We start from the raw sequence: 14,082 nt of genomic DNA, 5'->3' as shown, positions 1-14,082 counted from the left end.
AGGCAAGACATGAGCAGACTTGAAGGCAAGACCGCGGTGATCACCGGCGGCGCAAGCGGCATCGGCCTGGGCGCGGCCAAGCGCTTTGTCGAGGAAGGCGCGTTCGTCTACATCTTCGGCCGCCGGCAGGCGGCGCTGGACGCAGCCCTGAAGGAGCTGGGCCCCAACGCCCGCGCCGTGCGCGGCTCGGTGACCGACCTGGCCGACCTGGACCGTCTGTACGAGGCGGTGAAGGCCGAGCGCGGCGGTCTCGACATCCTGCTGGCCAACGCCGGCACGGGATCGTTCGCGCCGCTGGGCGAGATCACGGTCGAGCACTACGACCAAATCTTCGACCTCAATGTGAAGGGCCTGGTGTTCACCGTGCAGAAGGCCCTGCCGCTGATGGGGCAGGGCGGCTCGATCATCCTGACCGGGTCGAGCACCGGGGTGATGGGCACGCCGGCCTTCAGCATCTACAGCGCCACCAAGGCCGCCGTGCGCAACCTGGCGCGCAGCTGGGCGCTGGACCTGCGCGGCACGGGCGTGCGGGTCAACGTGATGTCGCCTGGTCCGATCACCACCGAACTGGCCCAGGAGGTGCTGGGGGACGAGGGCGTGGCCGCCATGGGCGCCTCTACGGTGCTTGGCCGCATGGGCGATCCGGCCGAGACCGGCGCGGTGGCCGCGTTCCTGGCCTCGTCGGACTCCAGCTTCATGACCGGCGGCGAGGTGTTCGTCGACGGCGGCCTGGCCCAGGTCTGAGCCCGGCTAGCGCGGGGGCGGCGGGGGCCGGTCGTCTCCGCCGCCGGGGCCTTCGCCGCCGGGCAGCGGAGGCGCGCCCGCGCCGCCTTCCGGCAGGAAGGCGGCGATGCGATGGTTTGACAGGGTGAAGCGCACCGCCTGGCCGACCACGACGCCGCCCAGCATGCCTGGCCTGGCGGTGGCGAACGGCATGGCGCCCGCCGGCCAGTTCAGCGCCTCGTTGGCCTGGTAGGCGATGGTCACCCGGTCGGCGGCCGGGTCCACGGCCTGGACGACGCCGACGATCATGACCTTTTCCAGGTCGGTCTGCTTGCCGCCGCCCGGTCCCGGGCCCTGTCCCGGCCCGCCGGCGCCGCCCGGCGGCGGACCCCCGCCCGGACCCCGACCGCCGCCGGGCGGCTGGGCGTGGGCGGTCGTGGCGAGGAGGGCGACGGCGAGGGCGGGAAGGATGAGCTTGCGCATGACCGGTTCGAGCGTGGCTGAGGGCCCGCCCTGCCTAGCGGCCGAGTGCTGCGCGATGACTGCGCTCGGTTTCGGGCCTGCAATCTGGAGATCGGGCTCGACCGGCCGCGTCCGGGCGCCCTAGAACCGCGCGGCGAGGCGGGGGCGTCATTGATGAGCGGCACGAAGAAGAGGGGCGACCGCATCGGCGTCGTCTGGACGGTGATCTGCCTGGTCTTCGCCGCGGGCCTGTCCTGGCCGGCCCTGGCCGCGCTGTTCGGTCCCGATCCGGTGCGGCTGCCCGACTACATTCGCGCCGCCGAGGGCGAGGTGATGGTCCCCGCCGACGCCCGGCCGGGCGCGCCTTACGAGCTTCGGCTGCGCGACGGCCGGGTCCTGACCCTGCATTGCGCGCCGCTGGCGGCGACCAGGCCACGGCCCTGTCTCGAGGAGGGGCTGGGGCGGCTGGGCCTGGCGGCGGGGCGGCCCTACCGCCTGACGGTGTCCTACGGCGCCGAGCACACCAAGGGTGGCCGGATGCGCAATGTGCTGGTCCATGCGTTGCTGGGCGACAGCGTGCTGTTCTCACCCGACGAGCAGCTGTGGTCGTGGCGGCGGCGAAACGCGATGCTCGACCAGATGAGCGATCCCGATTTCCTGATCCTTCCCGGCCTGCTGGCCATGGTCGGGTTCTGGGGCCTGTTCCAGCTTATCGAGGAGGCCGAGACCAAGGCCCGCAGGCGCCGCCGCGCCGAGGCGCTCAGCCGTCGGTCGCCGGGTCCAGGCTGATGGCGCCGGGCTCGGGCTTGGGGCGATTGCCGGCCCGCTTGAACAGGCCGCGCCAGCCGGTCGGTTCGAGGGTCGGGCTGGCCCAGACCTTGTCGTCCATGGCCAGCTTCTCGGCGGCGTCGTAGATCTTCCGCATGGTCGGCGTCTCGAACCGCAGCATGTTGATGCCGTCGAAGTCGCCCGGGATCGAGGCCACGCTGAGCGGCAGGTTGTGGCGCGTGCAGAAGCCCTCGGCCAGGCTGAGCGCCTGGCGATAGGAAAAGCGCAGCATGGTCTCGAAGCTGCGGCCCATGATCGAGGCCACGCCCGGCGGGGTCGAGCGCGGCGAGGGATCCAGCACCGTGTTGACGATGACATAGACCCGCCCGCGGCGCAGGCGCTGGCCCAGGTTGCGCCAGTGCAGCAGCGCGTCGGGCATCAGGAACAGCGGCGCGGCCACCCCGCCGTCGACATGCATCTCCTGGTGACGCCGGCCATCGGCCTCGACCTCGATCATCTTGGGCGGGAACAGGCCCGGCACCGTGGCCGAGGCCACCAGCACCTCGCGGAACAGCTTCACCGCCCGCGGGCCGCCATGGGTGGCGATGGCCCCCATGTCCCAGATCGAGGCCCGCTGGTTGTCGAGATTGGTGGTGGCGATCAGCAGGCGCCGGCCCCTGGCGTGCTCGGCCGCGACGGCGTCGATCATGGTCTCGTCGACGAAGGGCTCGACCAGGGCGTCCAGGCTTTCGCCCTTGAAGATGCTGGGGCCAAGCGCAGGGGCGAGGCGCCGCAGGCTGAGCAGCTCGGCGGCGTGGCCGCCCAGATAGGCCTCGGTCAGGCGATCGTCCCAGGCCGGGCCCAGGAAGGCCAGCGGCGCGATCAGGGCGCCGGTCGAGACGCCGGTGACGATGGCGAAGTCGGGCCGGCGGCCGGCCTTGGTCAGGCCCGTCAGCACGCCCGCGCCATAGGCGCCGCCGGCCGCGCCGCCGGAGAGGGCGAGAATGTTGAACTCGTCGAGGCCGATCAGCGAGCGCACCGGCGCCAGGCGGTCGGCGGCGGCCTTGAGCGCATCCTCGGCCTGCTCGATCGACAGGCGCACGCCGGGGAAGTCGACCGCCTCGACATGGTGGGCGTCGGCCGGGGGGGCGGGCAGGCGCTTGCCGCGCAGCGGATCGGGTCCCTTCCAGTCGCGGAAGAAGCCCTGGATCGTGATCTTGTTGTCGCCCCCGCGGTCCCCTCCGCGCTCCATCGGCGGACCTAGGCCCGGGCGCCGGACAGCACCACCCCGACCAGTACGGCCGCGTAGTGCAGGCCCGCCCCGCCGATCACGTGGCCGTGCCAGATGGCGCGGCGGAACTTCAGGCGGCGCATCAGGTAGAAGACGGTGCCGGTGGAGTAGACGAGGCCGCCGATGGCCAGCAGCAGCAGCGCCACCCACGACAGGCCCTCGATCATCGGCTTGATGGCGACCAGCACCAGCCAGCCCATGGCCATGTAGAGGCCGACCCAGAAACGCTTGTCGAGGCCGGGCAGGAACAGCTTGGCCGCCACGCCCAGGGCCGCCACGCTCCACACCGCCGTGGTCATGCCGATCGCCCACCAGCCCTCGAGGTTCTGGGTGGTGAAGGGCGTGTAGGAGGCGGCGATCATGATGAAGATGCCGGCGTGGTCGAAGCGGCGCAGCAGCGGCTGCCAGCGCGCCTTGGAGAAATTGTAGGCCGTCGACAGCGACAGCATGGTCACCAGGCCCAGGGTGTAGACCCCGATGGCGGCCATCTGGCCCAGCGAGCCCAGGCCGAAGGCCAGGCCCAGCAGGATGCCGCCGCCCAGCAGGGCGCAGGCCAGGCCGGCCAGGTGCACGATCAGGTCGGCCAGCTTGGCGCCCGTCGTCGGGTAGTGCTTGGTGAAGTCGGAGATCGTCATGGCCCGCCCAGCCTAGTCAAATTCGATGACGTATAAACGGCGATCATCATGGCGCCGAAAGGGCGGCGCGCAAGCGTGACCAATCGTCATGTCAGTCCGAAAAAGCCGTCCCAGGCCAGCTTGGTTCCGACCAGGATCAGAAGCACGTAGATCACCTTGTAGAAACCTTCGGCCGGCACCTTGCGCACCAGCAGCACGCCGGCCCAGGTCGAGGCGATCGCCACGGGCAGCAGCACCGCCACGGTGGCCAGCACCTGCGGCGTGAACTGGCCAAGCGCGATATAGGCCGGCAGCTTCATCCAGTTGACCACGGCGAAGAAGATGGCGCTGGTGCCGACGAAGACGTCGCGCGGCAGACGGCGGGGCAGCACGTAGATCTGGAACGGCGGGCCGCCGGCGTGGGCGATCTGGCTGGTGAAGCCCGAGGCCATGCCGCACAGCGCGCCCAGCCACGGCCGCGCCGGGCCGGTCTCGATGGTGGCGGCCGCCTTGACCGCTCGCTCCGCCCACAGGCGCTGGGCGGCGAACAGGATCGAGACCAGGCCCACGGCCAGCTCCACCGCCGCCGACGAGACCAGCGCCGCCAGGGCCCAGCCGAGAAAGATGCCGAACGCCGCCGGCGGGGTCATCAGGATCAGCAGGCCCTTGTCCCAGGTCTTGCGATAGGCCCAGACCCCGACGACGTCCTGCACGATCAGTAGCGGCAAGAGGATCGCGGCGGCCTTCACCGGTCCGACCGCCAGGGCCATCAGGGGGGTGGCCACCACCCCGATCCCCGAGAACCCGCCCTTGGCCAGCCCCACCAGGATCACGGCGGGAATGGCGACGGCGTAGAAGAAGGGGTCGGTCAGCATGGCGGGGGCTTTAGCAGGGGTGGAAGGGCGGAGCCATGCCCTCTCCCCTTGCGGGAGAGGGTGGCCTCGCGGAGCGAGGTCGGGTGAGGGGTCTCTCAAAAGCAGGACGCAGCGACAGCCGATCAGCTGTCGCTGCGCCTTTCGTGGGGCGACCCCTCATCCGTCGGCTCCGCCGACACCTTCTCCCGCAAGGGGAGAAGGAAACTATGCCGTCGCCAGCCGCGCCTTGCGCTCGAGGCCGAGGCTCACCCCGGCCAGGAGCAGGGCGCCCAGGGGCACCAGGGCCGCGATCGGGGCGATGGCCGCGAGGCCCAGGCCGTGGGCGATGACCGCGCCGCCCAGGGCCGCGCCGATGGCGTTGCCGAGGTTGAAGGCGGCGATGTTCAGGCTGGAGGCCAGGCCCTGGCCCGCGCCGCCGGCCTGGCTCAGCACCCGCATCTGCAGCGGGGCGACGGTGGCGAAGGCGGCCGCGCCCAGCAGGAAGGCGGCCAGCACCGCGCCGACCTTGTCGTGGAACGCCCAGCCGGCGGCCAGCATGATCACGGTGAGGATGGCGATGCTGCCGGCCAGCGCCTTGTTCAGGGCCTTGTCGGCCCAGCGGCCGCCCAAGAGGTTGCCGGCCACCAGGCCCGCGCCGAACACCAGCAGGATCGGCGAGACGGCGGCCTTCGAGAAGCCGGCCAGCTCGGTCAGGATCGGCTGGATGTAGGTGAAGACGGCGAACACCCCGCCAAAGCCCAGCACGGTCATGGCCAGGCCCAGTTGCACCTGCGGACGGGCGAGGACCGCGAACTCCTCCTTGAGGGCGGCGGGCTGCGCAGCCTTCTCGCCCTTGGGCACCAGCAGGGCCAGCACGACCAGGGCGACGGCGCCGATGGCGGTCACGGCCCAGAAGGTCGAGCGCCAGCCGAAGGCCAGGCCCAGCCACGCGCCGAACGGCACGCCCAGCAGGGTGGCCAGGGTCAGGCCGGTGAACATGATGGCGATGGCCGAGGCCTTGCGCTCGGGCGGAACCAGCGACACGGCGACCAGCGAGCCGACGCCGAAGAAGGTGCCGTGGGCCAGTGCGGTGATGATCCGCGCGCCCATCAGTATGCCGAAGGTCGGCGCCAGGGCCGCGACCAGGTTGCCCAGGGTGAAGATGGCCATCAGGGCCAGCAGGGTGGTCTTGGGCGGCAGGCGGCGCGTGGCCAGGGTGAGGATCGGCGCACCGACGAAGACCCCCAGCGCATAGCCGGTCATCAGCCAGCCGGCCGTGGGGATCGAGACGCCGAGATCGGCGGAGACCTGCATCAGCAGGCCCATGATGACGAATTCCGTGACGCCGATCCCGAAGGCGCCGACGGTCAGGGCGTAGAGGGCGAGAGGCATGGCTGCCGGCTCCGATGATTGTTCGAGCCGTCAGATAGCGCCGTAGCCTTCGATGAATTAGATTGCCGGAAAGACTATCACTTGTGATGTGAAGGCACGATGGCGCGACAGGAGATCAACCGCACGGCCGAGATGGAGGTCTTTGTCCGTGTCGTCGAGCAGGGCGGCTTCTCGGCTGCGGCCCGCTCGCTTCGCATGACCCCGTCGGCGGTCAGCAAGCTGGTGGCCCGGCTGGAGGCCCGGCTCGGTGCGCGGCTGGTCAACCGCTCGACCCGCAAGCTGATCCTCACCGCCGAGGGCCAGACCTTTCACGAGCGCTCGCTGCGGGTGCTGGCCGACCTCGACGAGGCCGAGCGCGCGGTGGCCGCCAGCGCCGCGCCGCGCGGCCGGGTGCGGGTCAATGCCAGCGTGGCGTTCGGTCATCTCTACATGCTGCCCCTGGTCCCCAGGTTCCTGGCCGAGCATCCGGAGGTGCAGCTCGACATCACCGTCACCGACCAGGTCATCGACCTGATGGACGAGCGGGCGGACGTCGCCATCCGGGTGGGGCCGATGCGCGCCTCGCAGCTGATGGCCCGCAAGATCGCCGAGACCCGGATGGTGCTGGTCGCTTCGCCCGGCTACCTGGCCCGGGCCGGAACCCCTGACCATCCCGACGATCTGGGCCGGCACGAACTGGTGACCTTCAACTTTGCCCGCCACTGCGACTCCTGGGGCTTCCAGCTGGACGGCGAGGTCGTCTTCCGTCCCGTCCACGGCCGGGCCGAGGTGGGGGATGGCGAAAGCGCCCGCACGCTCGCCCTGGCGGGACAGGGGATCGCCCGGCTGTCGGTGATCCATGTGGGCGCCGACGTCGCCGCCGGCCGCCTGGTTCCGGTGCTGGAGGCCTTCAATCCCGGCGACATCGAGCAGGTCCACGCCGTCTATGTCGGCCACGGCGGCCGGTTGCCCGCGCGGGTGCGGGTGTTCATCGACTGGCTGGCGGCGGCGATGAGCGTGGGGCGCGGCGAGCCTGCGACGCTGGCGCAGTTTAAGTCCCCTCTCTCTTAGAGAGAGGGAGGCGCCCGCCGCGAAGCGGTGGGAGGGTGAGAGGTGACAAACTTTCCGAACAGGGCGCCGTCGAGGTGGAGCGATATTCAGCAGTTCCGGCCGCTTTTCTCACAGCGTCCTCACCGTCGCGGGGAAGGATCGATTGAGGGGCATCGAGTGGCTGTCGATCCGCCCAAGGCGGTGTCCGCGCCAAAGGATCAGGGGTTTCCGGTGAGTGGTGAAACCTCTCACCCTCCCAGGCTATCGCCTGGGCCCCTCCCTCTCTCGATGAGAGAGGGGCTTGGAACCTAACCCGCCGCCTTGCCGTAGGCGCTGAGGGCGGCCGCCATCTGGGGCGCGGCTTCGACCGTGGGAGCCGCCGGCGCTTCCGGCGCCGCGGCGCCGGCCAGGCGGGCCTGGGCCTCGGGCGACAGGGTGACGGTGTCGCGCGGGGCGGACGCGGCCGGCTGGGCGGCGTCGAGGTCCGATTGCAGGCGGGCGCGGTAGTCGCCGACGGTGGCCGGCCCTCGCGCGCCTGGCACGCCCACCTGCAACGAGGCGACGATAGTCTGGTCGGTTTCCGAAAGGCCGTCGAAAGCCTTCAGCGCCTGGGCCTGCGGGGCCGGCGGCGCGGCGTCCGAGCCCGCCCAGGCGGCCTTGGTGAAGGTGTTCAGCGCCGACTGCACCGTCTTGGCGAACGGGGAGTCGTTGAGCGCTGGCGCGAGGCCGGCGCGCTCGGCGTGACCGGCCCCGGCCCAGCGGCTGGACAGGGCGTGGTAGGCGCTCAGCTTCTGGTCCAGCCCCATCGATCCGCTGGTGTCGTTCAGCGCCGCCGCCGCGCCGGCCGCGCCGCCCGGATAGGCGACGGCGGACGCGTTGGCGCCGGTCTCGGTGGAATAGGGCTGGGCGATCTTCATCTCGCCGCCAGCCTTCGCGCCTGCGCGGTGAAGAGGGTGTGAACGCTGACGTTCGGGCTGCGTGGCATGCTGTCGCAGCCGGGACGCAAGGCCCCGGCCGCGCAACAAGGCCTAGGTCGGATCGCCATTCATCCAACCGCGGCGCCCAAGAAGCCGATTTTCCCCGCCTTCGCGGGGAAAATCGGTGAAAAATGAGGGCAAGCGGTTGGATCGATCCGCCCTACGCCCCCACCAGCACCTCGGCCACCTGCACGGCGTTCAGCGCCGCGCCCTTGCGCAGGTTGTCGCCGACCACGAACAGCGCCAGGCCATGCTCGACCGTCGGGTCGGGACGCACGCGGCCGACGAATACCGGATCCTGGCCGGTGGCGGCGAGCGGGTTGGGCACATCGTCGATGACCACGCCCGGCGCCTTGGCCAGCAAGGCCAGGGCCTCTTCCACCGAGATCGGGCGGTCGAACTCGGCGTTGATCGACAGGGCGTGGCCCGAGAACACCGGCACCCGTACGCAGGTGCCGCTGACCGGCAGGTTCGGCAGGCCAAGGATCTTGCGGCTTTCGTCGCGCAGCTTCAGCTCTTCCTCGGTGTAGCCGTCCTCGCCCAGCACGTAGTTCAGCGGCACGACGTTGTAGGCCAGCGGCACGGCCCACTTCTTGGGTTCCGGCAGCGGGGCGGCGTCCGGGCTCATGGCCAGGCCGTCGAGATCGCCTTCAGCGCCGGCGCGCAGCTGCTCGGACAAGACCTGGATGCCCTCGACTCCGCCTCCGGAGGCGGCCTGGTAGGTGCTGACCGTCAGGCGCTTGAGGCCGGCGTGGTCGTGCAGGGGCTTGAGCACCGGCATGGCGGCCATGGTGGTGCAGTTGGGGTTGGCGACGATGCCCTTGGGATTGTCGTCCAGGGCTTCCGGGTTCACTTCGGCCACCACCAGCGGAACCTCCGGGTCGCTGCGCCAGGCCGAAGAGTTGTCGATGACGATGGCGCCGGCCGCCGCGGCCTTGGGGGCCAGCTCGCGCGACGTGCCGCCGCCGGCCGAGAAGAACACGATGTCCAGGCCCGCGAAGTCGGCGGTGGCGGCGTCCTCGACCGTCACCGAGCCGTCCTTCCACGGCAGGGCCTGGCCGGCCGAGCGGGCCGAGGCGAAGACCCGCAGGGCGCTCAGCGGAAAGTCCCGCTCGGCCAGCAGCTTCAGCATCATGCCGCCGACCAGGCCGGTGGCGCCGACGACGCCGACGGCGGGCGGGTTCGAACGGGAAAACTTGCGGCTCATGGGTAGCGTCTCCTGGTGGTGTGGAGCGCGGGGAGCCTTGAGGTCTCGTGGATTGAGAGCCGCCCCGCGCAGTGCGGGGCTGGTCTGAGGATGCTCGCTTTAGATCGCGCGCATACCCGCCGCCCCGCCGAAGCGGGTCGTTTTGCGGGTAATAATTTTGGTCGCGGCCAATTGCATCGAGCAGGGCTATTAGCGGGCGAGCGGGGCCGCGTAAAGGGATCCCTCTCCCCCTGCGGGAGAGGGTGGCCTGCGTAGCAGGTCGGGTGAGGGGTCTCTCAGACCGATCAGCTTGGATGCGGCCGGGCCGGGTGGGGCGTCAGATATTTGAGAGACCCCTCATCCGCCGGCCTTCGGCCGCCACCTTCTCCCGCAAGGGGAGAAGGGTCAGCTCTGGGCCCCCTTGCTTTCCCAGCCGTCGACGAACGGGAAGCGCTTGGCCCAGAACTCCGCCAGGCGCGGATCGGCGTCCACCCGCCGCACCACGTCGGCCATCTTCGGCGCGCGCTCGTAGAACCGCACGCGGCGCGAGCCCCAGCGGCTGACCACGGCCACATAGAGGTCGAGCACGGAAAGCGTGTCGCCCAGGATGTAGGTCTGCGGCTCGACCTGGGCGTCCATCATCGCCCAGCAATCGGCGATGCGGTCGGCGGTGGCGGCCTTGACGCGGGCCTGCGCCTCCGGATCCGGACCCGCCAGCCGCGAGGGCTCGTCGCGCACCCAGAACAGCGAATAGATCGAGGCCGGGATGAAGGTCATCCAGCGCAGGAACTGGCCCCGGCGCGGATCGCCGATGGCCGGCGCCAGCCTGGCTTCGGGATGGTTGTCGGCCAGCCAGATCAGGATCGCCGCGCTCTCGGTGATCGTCTCGCCTTGGGGGGTGACAAGCGCAGGGATCTGCTTCATCGGATTGACGGGGGCGACCTTGGCCTGCTGCGCCTGGCCCTCCCAGGTGGGCGCCTCGACCACCTTGTAGGCCTGCCCCAATAGGGTCAAAGTCGCTTCGACAGGGACCGAGCCGGAGCCGAGCGCGCCATAGACGGTGTAATCGCTGTTCATCTTTGGTTACCCATTCTGCCCACAACATGTTGTGCCATGGGTCAATTTGACCACTAGATGGGGCGTGTCGCCCTGGGGTACGAAGAGACTACCCGCCCGACCGATTCGTGTCCGACCGCTCTGGAGACCGCCATGTCCGCCTCGTTGATCACCAAGCCCGGCCTCATGATCCCCTCCGGCGGTTACAAGCCCTTCCGCTATCCGTGGGCCTACGACTTCTGGAAGAAGCAGCAGCAGGTCCACTGGATGCCCGAAGAGGTGCCGCTGGGCGAGGACCTCAAGGACTGGGCCGTCAAGCTGAACGACAAGGAGCGCAATCTGCTGACGCAGATCTTCCGCTTCTTCACCCAGTCCGACGTCGAGGTGCAGGACAACTACATGGAGCGCTACGGTCGGGTGTTCAAACCGACCGAGGTGAAGATGATGCTGGCCTCGTTCGCGAACATGGAGACGATCCATATCGCGGCCTACGCCCTGCTGCTCGAGACCATCGGCATGCCCGAGACCGAGTTCTCGGCGTTCATGGAATACGAGGCCATGAAGGACAAGCATGACTACATGCAGACCTTCGGCGTCGAGACCAACGCCGACATCTGCCGCACCCTGGCCATGTTCGGCGGCTTCACCGAAGGCCTTCAGCTGTTCGCCTCGTTCGCGATGCTGATGAACTTCCCGCGCTTCAACAAGATGAAGGGCATGGGCCAGATCGTCTCGTGGTCGATCCGCGACGAGAGCCTGCACTGCGACGGCATCATCAAGCTGTACCACGCCTTCAACAAGGAAACCGGCGCGGTGACCAAGTCGGTGGCCGACGACATCGTCGACTGCTGCAAGCACGTGGTGGGCCTGGAAGACAAGTTCATCGACCTGGCCTTCGAGGCCGGCGACGTGCAGGGCATGGTCCCCGACGACATCAAGCAATACATCCGCTTCGTGGCCGACTGGCGCCTGCGCCAGCTGGACCTGCCGGAAGTCTACGGCGTCCGCGACAATCCGCTGCCGTGGCTGCAGGCCCTGCTGTCGGGCGTCGAGCACGCCAACTTCTTCGAGGCGCGCGCCACCGAATACTCCAAGGCCGCCACCAAGGGCCAATGGCACGGTTCGGACGGCGTGTGGTCGAGCTTCGAGGCCATGCTGCAAAAGCGCGCCGACGTTCCCGCTGAGCACTGAGCCAGCCGAAAGCGTCATGACGCCGAGAACGCCGCCCGCTATGCCGGGCGGCGTTTTTCGTTTGAGGTGATCCCATGCGTGTAGCGGTGATCGGTCCCGGCGCGGTCGGCGGAACCCTGGCGGCGTGGCTGGCCCAGGCCCACGACGTGACCCTGTGCGCCCGCACGGCCTTCGAGCGGCTGGAGGTCGAGACGCCGCAGGGGCCGCTCGTGGCGAGCCCGATGGTGCTGACCGATCCGGCCGCCGCCGCGCCCGTCGACTGGGTGCTGGTGACCACCAAGACCTATGACGCCGCCGGCGCCGCGGCCTGGCTTGCTGGGCTGGTCGGGCCGCAGACCCGCGTGGCCGTGCTGCAGAACGGCGTCGAGCACGTCGAGCGCTTTTCGCCCTACCTGCCGGCCGACCGCATCACGCCTGCGGTGGTGGACATCCCGGCCGAGCGCACGGCGCCGGGCGTCATCCGCCAGCGGCGGATGGGCTGGATCAAGGTTCCGGCCGGGGAGGCTGGCGAGGCTTTCGTCGCCCTCTTCGCCCACACGCCGATCGAGGTGACGACCACCGAGGACTTCGCCACCGTCGCCTGGAGCAAGGTGGCCCTCAACTGCGCGGGCGCGGTCAACGCCCTGACCCTGAAGCCCTCCGGCATCGCCCATCGCGACGACATCGCCGCGATCATGAAGGACCTGGTGGCCGAATGCGTCGCCGTGGGCCGGGCCCAGGGCGCGGATCTTGCGGACGACCTGCCAGAGCAGGTGGTGGCCGGCTATCGCGCCGGGCCCGCCGACGGGATCAACTCGCTGCACGCCGACCGCCTGGCCGGCCGCCCCATGGAGATCGACGCCCGCAACGGCGTCATCGTCCGCAAGGGCGCGGTCCACGGGATCGCCACCCCGGTCAACGCCATGGTCGTGGCGCTGCTGGACGCGGCGGGGGAGGCCTAGAGCGGATCGACATTCACCCGGCGACTTTCCCAAATCCGCTCTTCCCCGCGAAGGCGGGGACCCAAGCGGAGTCAGCGGGCCGCTCTCGGCCGCGCCTCCTCCTGAAACGCGGCTTGGATCCCCGCCTTCGCGGGGAGGCTCGGTGAAAAAGCCAGATCTGCCGACAATTCCAGTTGAGCCTGGAAAAACCTCAGCTCTTCAGGAAGCCGCCCAGCAAGTCGCCGACCGCGCCGCCCAGGCCCTCGTCGGGCAGCTTGCCGCCGGGGGTGAGCTTGTCGACCAGGCCCGGCAGGATCTCCGACAGCTTGGCCGCCGCGGTCTGCGGGTCGACGCCCAGCTTCTCGGCGAACTGGCCGACGACGCCCGAGCCAAGCACGGCCTGGATCTGTTCGGGCGACACGGGCAGGTTCTGGCCGCTCGACACCCACGACTGGGCGACTTCGGAAAGGCCGCCCTTCTGGAAGGCGTCGACCAGGCCGCCGACCCCGCCGGTGACGCCCAGGCTCTTGACGGTTTCGGCAAGGTCGCCCTGGCCGCCCAGCGCGCCCATCAGATTGTCCAGCAGGCTCATGTCTCGCTCCGCTCGATGTCGCAGGCCCGCCGCGGGCCCGCCCGACGTGGCGGGGATTAAGCGCCCATCCCGCGCGCTTGGCGAGTAGGCAAAGGAAAAGGCGCGGATCTCGCGATCCGCGCCCTTCGGGTGCGCAGCCTTGCGGGATCGTCCTTACGGACGGTCCTTCTTGGGCAGGGCGGCCACTTCTTCCGGTGTCAGCTTGGTGATGGCCTTGGCGCGGATCGGCATGGCGAAGCCCGTGCCGTCGGCGACGCGCAGGTCCAGGTCCAGCGGACGGCAGACGGTGTCGATGCCGCGCACGTTCGAGACCAGGAAGCTGCCCGGGGCGGTCAGCGAGTTGGCGCCCCACGACAGGTCCACGCGATAGACGTCGCGGTTGCGGATCTTCATGTAGAGCGTGTTCTTGTCGGGAGCGGTCCAGCCCTGCCAGTCCGACAGCTGGAAGCACTGGCGCTCGGCCTTCTCCGTGGAGCCGGCCTTTTCGGTCGCCAGGGCCGGGCCCGCGAGAAGCGCGCCGGCCAGGCCGGCCAGGGCGATGGTTTTCAACTTGACCATTGCGTTTGTCCTCACAGTCCCTCGCGTGAAAGATTGGGCCTGCAAGCCTCGCCGTCAATGGTCAAGTCGCCCCATTTTTGCGCAGGGAAGGGGCGTTTTAGGTCGTCGGACTTCGATTTGCGCCGGGTTCGGAGGATTTTCCCGCTCGCCGCGCCCCCTTCCTCGCCTTCCTGGGCCTTGTGCCCAGGATCCAGGGTTCAGCCTGCTCAGACCCTTCGAACTTGATCGCGGTCTGAGCAGCCGCCGGCATGGACCCTCGCCACGGGGGCGAGGGAGGCGACGGTGTGGGGGCAAAAGAAAAGGGCGGGACCGTGAGGTCCCGCCCTTTGTGTTTCGCTTGGTGAGGTGGATCAGGCCGAGGCCTTGACCAGTTCCGGATCCACCTCGTCCAGCTCGCCCTCCCACTTGGCGACGACGGCGGCGGCGACGGAGTTGCCGACGACGTTGGTGGCCGAGCGGCCCATGTCGA

At 69.8% G+C, this 14,082-nt stretch carries 16 protein-coding genes; 5 read left to right on the top strand and 11 right to left on the bottom strand.

The annotated features are described in order from the left end of the window. Window positions 1-9 precede the first annotated feature (9 nt). Window positions 10-744 carry an SDR family NAD(P)-dependent oxidoreductase gene (locus tag P7A99_RS20645; RefSeq protein WP_277795630.1) on the top strand — a complete coding sequence of 245 codons (735 nt, stop codon included), beginning with the start codon at window positions 10-12 and terminating at the stop codon, window positions 742-744. A gap of 6 nt (window positions 745-750) precedes the next feature. On the opposite strand, the gene P7A99_RS20640 is transcribed toward P7A99_RS20645, so the two are convergent. Further along, the gene (locus tag P7A99_RS20640) at window positions 751-1,206 is read right to left on the bottom strand and encodes a copper-binding protein (protein ID WP_277795629.1); all 456 of its coding nucleotides are present in this window, start codon (window positions 1,204-1,206) and stop codon (window positions 751-753) included. A gap of 153 nt (window positions 1,207-1,359) precedes the next feature. Between P7A99_RS20640 and P7A99_RS20635 the strand changes: the two genes are divergently transcribed. Further along, window positions 1,360-1,974: a hypothetical protein gene (locus P7A99_RS20635; RefSeq protein WP_277795628.1), complete on the top strand. Its 615-nt coding sequence runs from the start codon at window positions 1,360-1,362 to the stop codon at window positions 1,972-1,974. Here P7A99_RS20635 and P7A99_RS20630 read toward each other — a convergent pair. The 4 genes from P7A99_RS20630 to P7A99_RS20615 form a co-directional block, all read right to left on the bottom strand. Continuing rightward, window positions 1,946-3,205 (bottom strand): patatin-like phospholipase family protein, encoded by a 1,260-nt coding sequence (locus tag P7A99_RS20630; RefSeq protein ID WP_277795627.1) that lies wholly within the window; start codon window positions 3,203-3,205, stop codon window positions 1,946-1,948. The genes P7A99_RS20635 and P7A99_RS20630 overlap by 29 nt on opposite strands. 8 nt (window positions 3,206-3,213) lie before the next feature. Beyond that, complete coding sequence (trhA, locus tag P7A99_RS20625; protein ID WP_277795626.1) at window positions 3,214-3,879, bottom strand: PAQR family membrane homeostasis protein TrhA; 666 nt, start codon at window positions 3,877-3,879, stop codon at window positions 3,214-3,216. Window positions 3,880-3,965: 86 nt separating this feature from the next. Continuing rightward, on the bottom strand, window positions 3,966-4,733 hold the full coding sequence (locus P7A99_RS20620; RefSeq protein WP_277795625.1) for a sulfite exporter TauE/SafE family protein: 768 nt from the start codon (window positions 4,731-4,733) through the stop codon (window positions 3,966-3,968). Window positions 4,734-4,937: 204 nt separating this feature from the next. Beyond that, a complete protein-coding gene (locus P7A99_RS20615) occupies window positions 4,938-6,104 on the bottom strand; it encodes an MFS transporter (RefSeq protein ID WP_277795624.1) in 1,167 nt (388 codons plus the stop codon). Between the two features lie 99 nt (window positions 6,105-6,203). On the opposite strand from P7A99_RS20615, the gene P7A99_RS20610 reads away from it, so the two are divergent. Next, window positions 6,204-7,154, top strand: a complete 951-nt coding sequence (locus P7A99_RS20610) for a LysR family transcriptional regulator (protein WP_277795623.1) — start codon at window positions 6,204-6,206, stop codon at window positions 7,152-7,154. A gap of 287 nt (window positions 7,155-7,441) precedes the next feature. On the opposite strand, the gene P7A99_RS20605 is transcribed toward P7A99_RS20610, so the two are convergent. The 3 genes from P7A99_RS20605 to P7A99_RS20595 all read right to left on the bottom strand — a co-directional run bounded on the left by P7A99_RS20605 (window position 7,442) and on the right by P7A99_RS20595 (window position 10,373). Beyond that, complete coding sequence (locus tag P7A99_RS20605) at window positions 7,442-8,050, bottom strand: hypothetical protein (protein ID WP_277795622.1); 609 nt, start codon at window positions 8,048-8,050, stop codon at window positions 7,442-7,444. A gap of 220 nt (window positions 8,051-8,270) precedes the next feature. Next, window positions 8,271-9,317 (bottom strand): aspartate-semialdehyde dehydrogenase, encoded by a 1,047-nt coding sequence (locus tag P7A99_RS20600; protein ID WP_277795621.1) that lies wholly within the window; start codon window positions 9,315-9,317, stop codon window positions 8,271-8,273. A gap of 384 nt (window positions 9,318-9,701) precedes the next feature. Then, entirely contained in the window at window positions 9,702-10,373 is a 672-nt protein-coding gene (locus tag P7A99_RS20595) for a glutathione S-transferase family protein (RefSeq protein WP_277795620.1), read from the bottom strand. Window positions 10,374-10,505: 132 nt separating this feature from the next. Between P7A99_RS20595 and P7A99_RS20590 the strand changes: the two genes are divergently transcribed. Continuing rightward, window positions 10,506-11,543, top strand: coding sequence for a ribonucleotide-diphosphate reductase subunit beta (locus P7A99_RS20590; RefSeq protein ID WP_277795619.1), 1,038 nt, complete (start codon window positions 10,506-10,508; stop codon window positions 11,541-11,543). Between the two features lie 74 nt (window positions 11,544-11,617). Continuing rightward, complete coding sequence (locus tag P7A99_RS20585; protein ID WP_277795618.1) at window positions 11,618-12,484, top strand: 2-dehydropantoate 2-reductase; 867 nt, start codon at window positions 11,618-11,620, stop codon at window positions 12,482-12,484. A 190-nt stretch (window positions 12,485-12,674) separates the two neighbouring features. On the opposite strand, the gene P7A99_RS20580 is transcribed toward P7A99_RS20585, so the two are convergent. From P7A99_RS20580 to P7A99_RS20570, 3 genes are all read right to left on the bottom strand, one after another. Continuing rightward, on the bottom strand, window positions 12,675-13,055 hold the full coding sequence (locus P7A99_RS20580; protein WP_116569170.1) for a YidB family protein: 381 nt from the start codon (window positions 13,053-13,055) through the stop codon (window positions 12,675-12,677). Window positions 13,056-13,208: 153 nt separating this feature from the next. Next, on the bottom strand, window positions 13,209-13,613 hold the full coding sequence (locus P7A99_RS20575) for a DUF6491 family protein (RefSeq protein WP_277795617.1): 405 nt from the start codon (window positions 13,611-13,613) through the stop codon (window positions 13,209-13,211). Window positions 13,614-13,963: 350 nt separating this feature from the next. Further along, a partial coding sequence (locus P7A99_RS20570) for a hypothetical protein (RefSeq protein ID WP_277795681.1) occupies window positions 13,964-14,082 on the bottom strand: 119 nt, incomplete at its 5' end.

The organism is Caulobacter endophyticus, assembly GCF_029543245.1.
Taxonomy (GTDB): Bacteria; Pseudomonadota; Alphaproteobacteria; order Caulobacterales; family Caulobacteraceae; genus Caulobacter; species Caulobacter endophyticus_A.
Note: the sequence above shows the minus strand (reverse complement) of the source record. Positions and strands in the feature narration are given on the sequence as shown.

Coding starts and splice junctions, on each gene's coding strand:
- P7A99_RS20645 (WP_277795630.1), top strand. CDS start 10: ATGAGCAGACTTGAAGGCAAGACCGCGGTGATCACCGGCGGCGCAAGC.
- P7A99_RS20640 (WP_277795629.1), bottom strand. CDS start 1,206: ATGCGCAAGCTCATCCTTCCCGCCCTCGCCGTCGCCCTCCTCGCCACG.
- P7A99_RS20635 (WP_277795628.1), top strand. CDS start 1,360: ATGAGCGGCACGAAGAAGAGGGGCGACCGCATCGGCGTCGTCTGGACG.
- P7A99_RS20630 (WP_277795627.1), bottom strand. CDS start 3,205: ATGGAGCGCGGAGGGGACCGCGGGGGCGACAACAAGATCACGATCCAG.
- trhA (WP_277795626.1), bottom strand. CDS start 3,879: ATGACGATCTCCGACTTCACCAAGCACTACCCGACGACGGGCGCCAAG.
- P7A99_RS20620 (WP_277795625.1), bottom strand. CDS start 4,733: ATGCTGACCGACCCCTTCTTCTACGCCGTCGCCATTCCCGCCGTGATC.
- P7A99_RS20615 (WP_277795624.1), bottom strand. CDS start 6,104: ATGCCTCTCGCCCTCTACGCCCTGACCGTCGGCGCCTTCGGGATCGGC.
- P7A99_RS20610 (WP_277795623.1), top strand. CDS start 6,204: ATGGCGCGACAGGAGATCAACCGCACGGCCGAGATGGAGGTCTTTGTC.
- P7A99_RS20605 (WP_277795622.1), bottom strand. CDS start 8,050: ATGAAGATCGCCCAGCCCTATTCCACCGAGACCGGCGCCAACGCGTCC.
- P7A99_RS20600 (WP_277795621.1), bottom strand. CDS start 9,317: ATGAGCCGCAAGTTTTCCCGTTCGAACCCGCCCGCCGTCGGCGTCGTC.
- P7A99_RS20595 (WP_277795620.1), bottom strand. CDS start 10,373: ATGAACAGCGATTACACCGTCTATGGCGCGCTCGGCTCCGGCTCGGTC.
- P7A99_RS20590 (WP_277795619.1), top strand. CDS start 10,506: ATGTCCGCCTCGTTGATCACCAAGCCCGGCCTCATGATCCCCTCCGGC.
- P7A99_RS20585 (WP_277795618.1), top strand. CDS start 11,618: ATGCGTGTAGCGGTGATCGGTCCCGGCGCGGTCGGCGGAACCCTGGCG.
- P7A99_RS20580 (WP_116569170.1), bottom strand. CDS start 13,055: ATGAGCCTGCTGGACAATCTGATGGGCGCGCTGGGCGGCCAGGGCGAC.
- P7A99_RS20575 (WP_277795617.1), bottom strand. CDS start 13,613: ATGGTCAAGTTGAAAACCATCGCCCTGGCCGGCCTGGCCGGCGCGCTT.